This window comes from Stieleria magnilauensis, assembly GCA_007753675.1.
GTDB classification, from domain to species: Bacteria; Planctomycetota; Planctomycetia; order Pirellulales; family Pirellulaceae; genus Stieleria; species Stieleria magnilauensis.
On sequence record CP036432.1, the window covers coordinates 7914758 to 7926413 of the forward strand.

Below are 11656 nucleotides of genomic sequence, written 5' to 3' on the forward strand. Positions count from 1 at the left end.
GATCGTCATCAATTGGGAGTGGATGAGCCGAGTTTGCGGCCCGCTTCGGTCGACTGCTCCGCCTGGAATGGACCGCGACCCGCGGTTCCTCTGGTATTATTTCGCGACGTCCATCATAACAGATGGATCCCTGATCTCTCAGGCGATCACCCCACCCCCATCTCCGCTTTCCCAGCTGTTTAGAGGAATCCCGCCATGCGGTCGTTTCGAATCGCGTTCGTCCTGTTTGCCACTGCGGCCGTTTCGCTCGGTGTCCCATCCTATTCAATGGCCGAAGACGACAGTCCGTGGCCGCAATGGCGTGGCGGCAATCAAAATGGCGTCGCCGCGGGGGAGTCTTATCCGATCAAGTGGGGCGAGAAATCGAACATCGCGTGGACGACGGCACTATCGGGTCTGGGCGGCAGCACACCTGTCCTGGCCGATTCCAAGGCCTTTCTGACCGAAGGGGCCGAGGGGCAGAACACGCTGCTGGCGATTGATGTTCACAGCGGCCAGCGACTGTGGACGACCGCCTTGGGCAGCGATCGCGGAAACAAGCATCGCAAGGGCGGCGGCAGCAACCCGTCGGCGGTCACCGATGGCAAGGCCGTGTACGCTTATTTCCGCAGCGGAGATCTGGCCTGTGTTGACCTGGACGGCGAGATTCAATGGCAAGTCAATTTGCAGAAAAAGTATGGGGAGGACACGCTGTGGTGGGACTTGGGTTCCAGTCCGACCTTGATCAACGATTTGGTCGTCGTCGCGGTGATGCAGTCCGGTCCCAGCTATCTGGTGGCCTTTGATCGGGCGACCGGTGACGTGGCCTGGAAGGTCGATCGCCGATTGGGAGCCCCCGAAGAGGCGGCGCAAAGTTATGCCACGCCGATCGCGTTGGAAGACCGAAATCTGATCGCCGTGATGGGGGCCGACCACTTGACCATCCACGCGGCCAGCGACGGTCGTGAACTGGGACGCGTCGGCGGATTCAATCCCGACCAAGAGAAATTTTTTCGCTCCATCGCCTCGCCCGCGGTGCAAGGTGATTTGATCGTTTGTCCGTACTCACGCGGGGCCACCGTCACGACCTGTCGAATCAGTGACGTTGTCGCCGGCAAGGGACGCGAAAGCATCGTGTGGCACCGCGACGATCTTGGCAGCGACGTGCCGACACCCGCGATCGATGGCGATCGCGTCTACATCATCGCCGACGGCAAGACCGCCAAGGGCACCGTCTCGGCGGTGGAACTGGAGACCGGAAAGACAATCTGGACGGTGCAGTTGCCGAAGTCCCGGATCGGGTTCAGCAGCTCACCGCTGGTGGCCGGAAAACATTTGTACGTGACCAGCGAAGACGCCACGACGTACGTCGTCGGTCCGTTGGATTCCAGCAGCCCCGACGTCGTCCAAACCAACCGCTTGGCCGACAACGAACCGTTTACCGTGGCCAGCCCGGTGCCCGTCGAGGGTGGCTTGCTGCAACGCACCCGCCACGCGCTGTATCGCATCGGCGAGTGATCGTAACGAGCGGACTCGTCGCCTCGTCCACTACCCGAAAATTTGGCAGAGGACTCGTCGCCTCGTCCGCTACCCGAAAATTTGGCAGAGGACTCGTCGCCTCGTCCACTACCCGAGAATTTTGCTGACACGGAATACTAGTTTGAACGGGCTGCCTGACGTTGACGTTGGGCTTCGTACAGCAACACGGCGGCGGACACGGAGGCGTTCAAGCTGTCGACGTTTCCCGCCATCGGGATTCGAATCGCATCGACGGTCACGTCGTCGTCGCTCTGCCAGTGATCGCCGAGCCCGTGCGCTTCGCTGCCGATCACCATCGCCAGACGTCCCGTCAAATCCGCTTGCCACAAGGGACGCGACGATTCAACGCGCGCGGCGCAGATGCGGTACCCGTGCTCGGCCAGCCATGCTTTGGCGTGCGGTTCGTCTGCCGTGGCCGAGGGCACCGAAAACACCGCGCCCAGGCTGTTGCGAATCGCATTCGGATTGAAGCGGTCGGCTGCGGCGGGGCACAAGATGACGGCATCGGCGCCGGCCGCGTCGGCACAGCGAAAGGCGGCGCCGATGTTGCCTGGTTTTTCGATCTGGTCCAGGATCAACACCAATCCAGCATCCGGCAGCTGTAATTCGGACAGGCCCCACTCGGGGGCGGCGAATTCGGCGACCACGCCGCGCTCGGATTGGCCATAAGCGATTTTTTGCATCACCGCGGGGCTGACTTCGACCAACGCCCCGGCCGCCGATTCGGTGACGAAGCGTTCGGCGTCGGATTGCGGGTGAGTCGGCGCCGCATCGCCGCGACCTGCGACCACGTAGATGCCGATCGGATCAAGTCCCGCTTCGATTGCCCGCTGTGTCTCGCGCCAGCCGTCGACCAGCACCCGCCCGGCTCTCCGCCGCGCGCGGTTGTCCCGCATCTTGACCAGGTGTTTGACGGTCGGGTTACTGGTGCTGGACAGCAAGAGTCGAGGCAGGGGCAAAAAGAAAAACGGATCGAATCGGGGGCCGGGACCGAGGCATCCGGGTGTGCCCGACCGCGCCGGGAAGATAGTATCACGGATCCGGCGCGACGACAGGGCCATGCCACTGAGCGGTCAGGACCTTGTCCCCGGGCGATCAGGACCTTGTCGCCGGGCGGTACCGAGCGGAACGATTTACGGGATGGATGATGAACGATTCAACAGCGACGCCTTCCACAGCGAATTCCTCTTCAGCGATTCAGTGCACGCCGGTGCGGAGTTGGTTCGACCGCCGGGCGTTTTTGAAACTGGAACGTGAGCTTTATAAGGGCGATCCGAATTGGGTGACGCCGCTCTGGAGTGAACGCAAGCAGCTTTGCGGATTCGGTTCGCACCCGTTTTACAAGGATGCGGACAGCCAGGCGTTCTTGGCACGCAAGGATGGCCGGGTGGTCGGGCGTGTGGTCGCCATCGTCAACCATGCCCACAACCGGCACCACAATGAACAGCGGGGGTTTTTCGGCTTCTTTGAATGCATCGATGACGTCGATGTCAGTCGCTGTCTGTTTGACGCCGCGGCCGATTGGTTGCGCGGGCAAGGGATGACGGACGTGCGTGGCCCGGTCAATCCGAGTCTGAATTACGAAGTCGGATTGCTGGTCGACGGTTTCGACACGCCGCCGACGTTTCTGATCCCCTACAACCACGCCTACTACGGAAAGTTGATCGAAGCGTGTGGATTCGAAAAGTGCCAGGATGTGTTTTGTTACGACGCTACGATGGACCAACTGGCGACCATCGATCCCAAGTTGAAGTTCGTCATCGAGGAATCGACGCGGCGTTTCAATGTCAAGTGCCGACCCATCGATCGCGCCCGATTTGACGAAGACGTTCAGGCGTTTCTGAAGATTTACAATGAGTCGCTGCAACGGACCTGGGGCTACGTTCCGATGAGCCAGGAGGAACTGGAGCATCAATCCAAGCAGTTGAAACTGTTGATCGTTCCCGAGCTGACGAGTATCGCGGAGATTGACGGCGAGCCGGTCGGGGCGGGATTCGGATTGTTGGACTACAACCAGTTGCTGATTCATATGAACGGGCACTTGTTGCCGTTCGGATGGCTCAAGCTGATGCTGGGAAAACGCAAGATCGACCGCTTGCGGCTGGTCAGCACCAACGTCTTGCCCAAATACCAAAGTTGGGGGCTGGGGTTGGTGACGTTGGCTCGGATTTTGCCCGACGCGATCGAGTTCGGCATCCACACCGGCGAATTCTCCTGGGTTCTGGAGAGCAATCGCCTGTCCCGGGGCACGATCGAGCGCGGCGGGGCGCACAAGATGAAGACTCAGCGGATCTACGACCGAAAACTCTAACCTGCCGTAAGCTTCCAGCTTGCGAGTCGGCTCCATGGCAAGCAGGATGCTCACCTGACTTTCTGGGGATGGCAAGCAGGATGCTTACCTGACTTTCTGGGGATGGCAAGCAGGATGCTTACCCCACGTCTAGCCATCGAGTGGAGGACAAATCATACTCGCGGCTCGATTTGTGCCTTCCACCCGCTTCTCCTCGAATGCCACCTTCCACTGCTATGCCGCACGAACCCATCGTGATCACCGGGGTTGGGATTGTTAGCGCGATCGGCATCGGGCAAGCAAAGTTCTTTGAGGCACTGCTGGACGGCCGCAGCGGGGTCCGGTCGCTGGCCGACAGGACCGATGGGGAGGCGACACCGGGGCCTGACGATGCGATCGATGGCGTTTGGGTCGGGGCGCCGATCGTCGATTTCCAGCCCAAGCAATACGTCAAGCCGCGTAAGGCACTCAAGGTGATGTGCCGCGAAATTCAAACGGCGTTCGCTTCGGCCCAGTTGGCGATCGAGCACGCCGGGCTTTCCGACGCCATCCCCGCGACGGACTCCGGCGAGGTTTCTCCCCAGCGACTCGGTGCGGTCTATGGGAGCGAGATTTTTTTCAACCCGCCGGAAGAATTGGCCGATTCGATCCGCGGTTGCCTGGATGAATCGGGGCAGCTGCATCCGGAGCGATTTGGTGAAGTGGCGCGGCGCGAGGTGATGCCGCTGTGGATGTTGAAGTACCTGCCCAACATGCCGGCTTGCCAAGTCGGGATTTCGATCAATTCTCAAGGTCCCAATAACTCGCTGGTCCTGGGCGACGTCTCCGGTCCGGCGGCGCTGCTGGAGGCGGAATCGTACTTGCAGCGGGGGATTGCCGACGTGGTGCTGGTCGGTGCCACCGGGACCCGGATCGGCTCGACCCGCATGCTGTACCATCGCGATTCACCCGTCCCGGTCCGCGGCGAACTGGCGATTGAAGAGCTGTCTCGGCCGCATGATCCCGACGCCCCCGGCGTCGTCGGTGGCGAAGGCGCCGCGTCGTTGGTGGTGGAAACCCGCCGCCACGCGGAGCGTCGCGGTGCCGACGTGCTGGCCACCGTGCTCGCGACGGCTTCGCGGTTCAGTGCCACCGACGCCGTTCGCAGCGGCCACCGTGAATCGGAGCTCGATCCAGCCAACTCGCGGCAGGCCGGCCCTGCGATCCGCTTGGCGATTCAGGCCGTGTTGGACCAATCGGGGGTGACGCCCGACCAGATCGGGCTGGTCGCCAGCCATGCGGTCGGGGACCGACAGGTCGATGCGGGCGAAGCGGCCGCGCTGGCCGAAGTCGGGGTGACGTGCCCACTGGTGGCGGTTTCGGCGTCCATCGGTCACACCGGCGCGGCGTCGGGAGTGATCGAGCTGGCGACCGGCGTGCTGTCATTGGCCGGGAAGACGATTCCCCCGACGCGGCACGACCGCACGCATCCGGAAATTCAATTTCGTCAGATGCCGGGGCCGCTGACGTCGCCTTACGTGCTGTGCCTGTCCCACACCACCGACGGCAGTGCGATGGCGGTGCTGTTGGGGGCGCCCGACGCGGTGACGCGGTAACGCATCGTTTTGCGGAAGATCACGAGCCTACGGGCGCTGCGACGCTTGACTTAGCGATGTTGGGTTTGAGCCCCTGTCGGCAACGCTGTGAAGCATTGATTCCCAGCGTTTTGCGAGGTGTTAGCGGCAGGGCGCAAGCCCTCCGGTTCCTCATCGTTCCCGAAACACCGGAGGGCTCGCGCCCTACCGCTAAAAAATGCTTCACAGCGTTACCCAATCGGGGTAACCCACGACGCGCCGCCACATCGATGTTGGCCACATGAATTCTGGCCGGAAGAGCCACTCGCGTCACGAAACCGTCGAGCGTTTCGCGACCGCGGGGCAAACAAAGTGAGAGTGCTGGGACTTGAACCCAGGACCATTCGATTAAAAGTCGAATGCTCTACCAACTGAGCTACACTCTCATCGCGACGTGGGGTGTAGCCCGCGTCTGTCGTCGATGACCGCAAGACCGCCAAGGATCTAACGGCCACCGAATTCATTTTTTTGAGTGTCTCCGTGGGAGACGCTCAAGCGGAGCGGACAGGATTTGAACCTGCGGAACGGTTTGACCCGTTCACCGATTTAGCAAACCGGCGCTTTCGACCACTCAGCCACCGCTCCGTACCCACCGTTTTTCGGTGACTCGGTGGGTCTTTCTTGAGGCGAGATTGTGCGGGATAGATCAATTCTTGACAACCCATCGTTTTGCCTTCCCCGGGCGGAAATAATAGAGATTCAATCGGCCGGCCGGGTTCGGGCCATTTTGGGACGTCCGAGCCCGTGTTTGGACGGTTTTTGCTTGGCCTCGTTGGAGCTGGCCTTGACCGGTTCGGGCAATCGCCGACAGTCTTGACGACCTGAATCCCACACTTGCCGCGTTTTTGCCGCTGACGACCGACGCCACGATGCTGACCACGATTTCACACCACGCGATGGCGGCAGAATTCTCGGTGTTGCTGGCTGAATCCGACGCGCATCTGGTCGAGGCTGCCTTCGAAGCCTTGGAATTGCTCGACCGGATCGAAGCTGATTTGACGGTCTATCGCGAAGACAGCGAGATTTCTCAAATCAACGCCGTCGCCAGTGAGCGACCGGTCTCGGTTTCCGAAAGCACGTACCGTTTGATCCAGCGGTCGATCGCATGGAGCGAAAAGACGGCCGGTGCGTTTGATATCACCGCCGGCCCGCTGGTGCGGGTTTGGGGCTTCACCGAACGGCGGGGAAGAAAACCGACCGCTGCGGAGGTCCAAGCCGCGGTAGACCGGGTGGGTTACACCGCCGTCCGGCTCGACGACGAACATCGCTCGGTCGCCTTCGAGCGGCCGGGGATGGAAATCAATCTGGGAGCGATCGGCAAAGGATTCGCACTCGACGAACTCGCCGAAACTCTCACCGCGCGGGGGCTGCAAAACTTTCTGATTCACGGCGGCGGCAGCAGTGTGATCGCCCGCGGCGACCAGCTCGCCGACACCCGGCAGGGCTGGGCGGTCGGCATTTCGCATCCGACCAAGCCCAAGCAGCGATTGGCCGGCATTCGTCTCCGCGACGAGGCGCTTTCGACCAGCGGTTCGGGCAAACAATTCTTTCACCACCGCGGGCGACGTTACGGGCACGTGATTGACCCCAGAAGCGGGTATCCGGCTGGCGAACTGCTGTCGTTGACGGCGATTGCCGACAACGCCACCGACGCCGAAGCGTGCAGCACCGCCTTTTTTGTTTGCGGCATCGATGCGATCCGGGCGGCCGCCGAAAGCGATCCCGATTTGCCGCGGATGATCGGTGTTCGCTCGGAAAACCGTCAGGATAGCGTCCGTGTGCTGCCCTTTGCGGAGTTCGAGTGGGTTGACCCGCCCACCGACGACCCGTCGCACTGAAATCAGTCTGGACGCCGCCGACGCCGGGATCTTAGAAGGCAAACAAGAGAGTCAAGACCGGCGTGACGCGATGCCGATGAAGCGATCGTCAGCCGCCCGCGCGGTCCCCCTTTTTTGAATAATGAACGGATTCAACTCATGAATATGAATTTTTTTCAGTGGCTTCGAGAAGGAGTGCGCCAGTCGGTGGTTCTCGGCGTCAGCGATGCGGTCGAGCAAATCGGTCTGCCGGAGACGGAACAGGAAGTCCAGCCCACCCTTGCCGCGTTGCTGGGAAATGATTCCGCCACCACAACCACCCCGCGGCGAAAAACGACCGCAGCCGGCCGCAAACGGCTAGGCAAATCGCTCAAGGAAATGAACCCGAGCAAGTAGTGTATCGCTCGCTTGGCCCGGTCACAGGCGACCGTTCGACCATTCCGCGCAAGCAGTGATGCAGCCGAGTCGCAATCGCCCGAAGCGATCGTCATTTCAGCGGCACGTACAACTGCGTCACCAACGCCTCGGGCGGAGTGTTCTCGGGGCTATTGGCGTAGAGTTCCACGCCGGGCAGTTTTTTGTGGACCTTGCGTTTGCAGGCTCGCAAATTCTGATAGGCCGCTGCCCAGGCGTTGCCCAGATGTTCGTAGCGTCCGGTATGGGTGACGTGCATGGCACTGAAGCCTGGCAGGGAGCGCGCGGTCAAGCCCGGCGGCGTTGCCGTGCCTTCGTCGACCACCATGCCACTGGTGTATGACAGCGTTTGTGTCTTGAGGTCCATGTCGTCGTAAACCGACAACCACTGGCCATCGGTCGCGATGCCGGCGTCCTCAAGTGATTGATGGACCTGTTTGATCGTGTCGTCCATCGAGGGCCCGATGTCGGCCAGCGTCGACCGGCCGGATTTTCCGACGATGAAGTAGGGCTGTGATTGAGCGATTCCGTTGACCACGGTTTGTGTTGCGACGTCACCGGTCTCGACCCGTTCTTTCAGCATCCGCAGCCCGCGGTCGAAATCCATGCTCATCAAGCTCACCATCATCGATTTCATCCAGAACATGAAAAACGGCAGCGCTCCCTGCATCTCCCAGCGGACCAGCGTCCCGTTTTGGCCGTCTTCGTCCCGAGCTTTCTTGACTTCGAAATGAACCTTGGATTGCGACCGCCAAGGACGCGTGAAACGCAGCTGCGCGTCGATGGTGCCGATCGATTGCGTCGCGGTCGGTCGATGCAGTTCCTGGTGCTCCATCTCGCCCGCGCCCACGACGGGGCCGTCCCAGCTGTATCCGCCACCCACCGCGGTCGGATCGCCCTGCAGCGTGACCTTGGCGTCCTTGTCGGTGAGCAACCAGGGAGACCAGGTTTTCCACGTCGCGAAATCGCTGAGGATGGAAAACACGGTCTCGGGATCGGATTGGATGTGCGTCGTTCGTGAAACGGTGAAAGCCGGCATGGCGTGGACCTCTCGGACGTAGCTGGGACAATCGTGGCGGCGAGTGTCAGTTTAGCACGGCGGCGGCGTTCCGATCGGGTTACGCAACGGGCGGCTTGCGTCGGCTTTTGAACCACTCGGCAAAGCGGGTCCAAAACTTCTTGGGCATCCGTCCGGTGATCAATTCTTCGGTCCAGGTTTCGCGGCTGGAATCAAAGTTATGCCAGGCGGCCTCCAGATAGGGCTCCGACGACGCCGACAGGGTTTCGTAGAAACCTTTCTCGGAGATCTCCGTCAACGCGTCGCCGTAGTGGGAAAAGAAATGTTCATCGAGCAGGCTTCCGGCGACGCGGACGGTCGACAACGCGCCCCGCGTGGACAACGACAAGCGATCGATGGCGAACATCGTCATCGTCGTGCTCACGTCCCAGATCCCGACGTGCGCTTGGCCGGCGGCGGCTTCCATTTCGTTCCACAACCGTTTGATCTCGCTTTGCGGAATCAACTTGCGCGGGTCCACGTTCTGGATCTCAAGCGTGAGTTGCGAGATCGTTTCCGTCATCGCGTCGACACTCAACGGCGGCGCGTTGGCCGCGCCCGACGCTCGGGCGCCGGTTTTTTCGAGTGCATCGACCAGATCCGAGACATGATCGATGCTGGATGATTCGTCGATGATCCCTTCACGTTTGAGTTCGTCGCTGAGCCGTTTCAGGTAGTGGCTTGAGCCATAGGCAACGTCGTTGAACACCGCCAGGACCGTGATCGGCGAGAGGTGCAGCGTCGCAGCGCCGGCCAAATCCAACAGCCCGCCGACCGCCTTCTGTGCCAACTGGGCTTCTTCGTCGGCCGCGACCGCGTTCGGATTTTCGACGCCGCCGACGTCATGGATCATCATGTCCAACGCTTGCTGGACGAATGCCGAGTAGGTCTTGGACGATCGGAACGCGGCCGGGATCAACCAGCCTGCCGTCTCGTTGACCAATCCTCCGACGACCGCTGACGCGCTCCGCGCGGTCCGCTCCGGCAGCGACAACCCATACGTCAATGTGCCGAACAAGGAAGCGGTTTCGGCGGCCTCGGGAACACTCGCGGTTTCGACAGTCTGGGGCACGGTCGGTGGTTGGGGATCCGGCATGACAAGTCCACGCGAGGCAGTGATTGGGTGGTGGAAAGTGGATTAAGGTACCACCACGCCTGCCAACAGCTGGACCAGTGGTATGTCTTCGGTGGAAATGATTCTACCGATCGCCACACAACGTGACTCGGTCGGCACGTGGATTTCCTTTGACGATCGGATTCGAAGTTGCGACCCGTCGGCGAGTTCAAAAAACGATTCGGTTTCCCCTGTTTTCAATCGCCCGATCAGTAACATTCCATCAGTCTGACGACGCCCCCAGTTGATCCATTCGCTGCACAGTGGCTCCAACGTTTGCAACGCGTCGGACTCCATCAGTGTCTTCAGAAGTTTCGCCACACTCGGGCTGTCCGACGCAAACTCCAAGCTTCCGATCCGTGAAACCGAACGATAGGCCTGCAACTGCGCCAGCATCCGTTGCCGCGCCGATTGGTCTTTCGAATCGTCAGCCTGCCAGCGGCTGATCGCCCGGATCGCCTCGGCACAGGCTTCGGTCAATACGGCGGTGTCGAGTTCAGGGGCGGGGATTGTCGGCGTCTGGGGCGCTTCGGCTGCCAAGTTTTTCGATTTCGTTTCCGCCGTCTGGGTTGGTTCAGGAGCAGTCGGTTCAGGAGCAGTCGGTTCAGGAGCAGTCGGTTCGGGAGCGATGTTTGACTGGGCGCTGGTTTGCAACACTGAATCGGCCGAGGGAGGTTCACTGGGAAAGGTAAGCGTGGCACCGTTGAGCAACGCCCTTTCCTGCTCGGCCGCATCCGGCTGCCGTTGCGGTTGTTGATGACGCTCTTTCCACTGCTGTTTGGCCCGCATCGCAATCGTCAACGCGGACGGCTCCTCCGCGGTCGTCGACTGTTCCTCCGCGATCGCTTCCCCGGTTCGTTTGATGCTTTGGATCACCTGGTCGACGTCCATGACTTCGACGTCGGTGCGATTGGTGGTGGTGAGATCAGGGGTGGGCGTTTCCGCCGACGGTCCATCGGATGAAACCAGTTCGGCATCGGCTTCCGCTGGCGTGATGGGATCGTCGCTTTGGTCTGAGTTTGTGTGTGCCGCCGCGTCATCGTCAGCGACGACGGTGACTGGATCCATGGCACTGGTTGAATCCTCGCCGGATGAATCCTCACCGGTTGCATCGTCGCTGGTTGAATCGTCGCTGGTTGAATCGTCGCTGGGGGAGCCCGTCGCGTCCGGGGCGACGCGTCCGCCGCCGGCCGACTGCTGCGTCTTGGGGGACGCCGGAGCGGGTTTGGCAGCGCGGTCTCGGTTTTGATCGGTCTCGGATTGTTCTCGGGCCGCGACCGGGTCGGTTGATTGTCCCAAGAGATCAAACAAGGCATTGGCGCCTGACGCGTACAGAATCACCGCGATGATCGGGACCGCGATCAGGGTCGGCGAAGCGATCTTCAGCAGCCGGATCGAGTTCCGCTGCCGACGTCCCCAATGGTGTCGCTCGAAGAACGATTGATCGTCGTTGGCCAGCGGAACCGTCTGCGTCGGGGGCTGATCATCAATGACATTGAATTCGTCGTCGTCGTGATCGCCAAAGACGTCCGCATCGGAGATCGGATCTTGGGGCTCCCAGGCATCGGGCGATTCCCAAGCGTGTTCGATCTGATCGATCGACGGCCGCGGTTGGGGCCGGTCAGTCGGAAATTCATCGTCTTCGATGCCGATCATCGAGACGCCGGAAGGGGACGCGACCTCGTCGAGATCGATTTCCGCATCCAAGTCGATTTCATTGCCGTCGGGGTCACTGCCCTCGGGTTCACTGCCCTCGGGTTCACTGCCCTCGGGTTCACTGCCCTTGGGCGAAAGCACAATCGCCATCGGCGGCAGCTGTTCCAGCCATCGCTC

The 11656-nt window shown here is 61.2% G+C and carries 9 protein-coding genes and 2 tRNA genes; 5 read left to right on the forward strand and 6 right to left on the reverse strand.

The window, feature by feature from the left end; genetic code table 11:
* The first annotated feature begins 195 nt into the window (after positions 1-195).
* A complete protein-coding gene (locus TBK1r_RS28150) occupies positions 196-1497 on the forward strand; it encodes an outer membrane protein assembly factor BamB family protein (protein WP_145218323.1) in 1302 nt (433 codons plus the stop codon).
* Between the two features lie 137 nt (positions 1498-1634).
* Here TBK1r_RS28150 and TBK1r_RS28155 read toward each other — a convergent pair whose 3' ends face one another.
* Positions 1635-2477, reverse strand: coding sequence for a TrmH family RNA methyltransferase (locus TBK1r_RS28155; RefSeq protein WP_419580479.1), 843 nt, complete (start codon positions 2475-2477; stop codon positions 1635-1637).
* A gap of 185 nt (positions 2478-2662) precedes the next feature.
* On the opposite strand from TBK1r_RS28155, the gene TBK1r_RS28160 reads away from it, so the two are divergent.
* Positions 2663-3829, forward strand: a complete 1167-nt coding sequence (locus TBK1r_RS28160; protein WP_419580480.1) for an N-acetyltransferase — start codon at positions 2663-2665, stop codon at positions 3827-3829.
* A 215-nt stretch (positions 3830-4044) separates the two neighbouring features.
* Positions 4045-5403: a beta-ketoacyl-[acyl-carrier-protein] synthase family protein gene (locus tag TBK1r_RS28165; protein WP_419580481.1), complete on the forward strand. Its 1359-nt coding sequence runs from the start codon at positions 4045-4047 to the stop codon at positions 5401-5403.
* A gap of 331 nt (positions 5404-5734) precedes the next feature.
* On the opposite strand, the gene TBK1r_RS28170 is transcribed toward TBK1r_RS28165, so the two are convergent.
* Together TBK1r_RS28170 and TBK1r_RS28175 are read right to left on the reverse strand one after the other, a co-directional pair.
* A tRNA-Lys gene (locus tag TBK1r_RS28170) sits at positions 5735-5807 on the reverse strand.
* A 110-nt stretch (positions 5808-5917) separates the two neighbouring features.
* Positions 5918-6006, reverse strand: a tRNA-Ser gene (locus TBK1r_RS28175).
* A gap of 284 nt (positions 6007-6290) precedes the next feature.
* Here TBK1r_RS28175 and TBK1r_RS28180 point away from each other — a divergent pair.
* Together TBK1r_RS28180 and TBK1r_RS28185 are read left to right on the forward strand one after the other, a co-directional pair.
* Positions 6291-7259, forward strand: a complete 969-nt coding sequence (locus TBK1r_RS28180) for an FAD:protein FMN transferase (protein WP_145218328.1) — start codon at positions 6291-6293, stop codon at positions 7257-7259.
* A gap of 138 nt (positions 7260-7397) precedes the next feature.
* Positions 7398-7634: a hypothetical protein gene (locus TBK1r_RS28185; RefSeq protein WP_095738876.1), complete on the forward strand. Its 237-nt coding sequence runs from the start codon at positions 7398-7400 to the stop codon at positions 7632-7634.
* Between the two features lie 91 nt (positions 7635-7725).
* On the opposite strand, the gene TBK1r_RS28190 is transcribed toward TBK1r_RS28185, so the two are convergent.
* The 3 genes from TBK1r_RS28190 to TBK1r_RS39155 form a co-directional block, all read right to left on the reverse strand.
* The gene (locus tag TBK1r_RS28190; RefSeq protein WP_145218329.1) at positions 7726-8691 is read right to left on the reverse strand and encodes an SRPBCC family protein; all 966 of its coding nucleotides are present in this window, start codon (positions 8689-8691) and stop codon (positions 7726-7728) included.
* A 79-nt stretch (positions 8692-8770) separates the two neighbouring features.
* Positions 8771-9781: a hypothetical protein gene (locus TBK1r_RS28195; RefSeq protein ID WP_145218331.1), complete on the reverse strand. Its 1011-nt coding sequence runs from the start codon at positions 9779-9781 to the stop codon at positions 8771-8773.
* A gap of 66 nt (positions 9782-9847) precedes the next feature.
* Entirely contained in the window at positions 9848-11629 is a 1782-nt protein-coding gene (locus TBK1r_RS39155; RefSeq protein WP_419580482.1) for a hypothetical protein, read from the reverse strand.
* Positions 11630-11656 lie beyond the last annotated feature (27 nt).

Bases quoted from the DNA above. Each gene is read 5' to 3' on its own strand.
- TBK1r_RS28150 (WP_145218323.1), top strand. From the start codon at position 196: ATGCGGTCGTTTCGAATCGCGTTCGTCCTGTTTGCCACTGCGGCCGTT.
- TBK1r_RS28160 (WP_419580480.1), top strand. From the start codon at position 2,663: ATGATGAACGATTCAACAGCGACGCCTTCCACAGCGAATTCCTCTTCA.
- TBK1r_RS28165 (WP_419580481.1), top strand. From the start codon at position 4,045: ATGCCGCACGAACCCATCGTGATCACCGGGGTTGGGATTGTTAGCGCG.
- TBK1r_RS28180 (WP_145218328.1), top strand. From the start codon at position 6,291: ATGCTGACCACGATTTCACACCACGCGATGGCGGCAGAATTCTCGGTG.
- TBK1r_RS28185 (WP_095738876.1), top strand. From the start codon at position 7,398: ATGAATATGAATTTTTTTCAGTGGCTTCGAGAAGGAGTGCGCCAGTCG.
- TBK1r_RS28190 (WP_145218329.1), bottom strand. From the start codon at position 8,691: ATGCCGGCTTTCACCGTTTCACGAACGACGCACATCCAATCCGATCCC.
- TBK1r_RS39155 (WP_419580482.1), bottom strand. From the start codon at position 11,629: ATGGCGATTGTGCTTTCGCCCAAGGGCAGTGAACCCGAGGGCAGTGAA.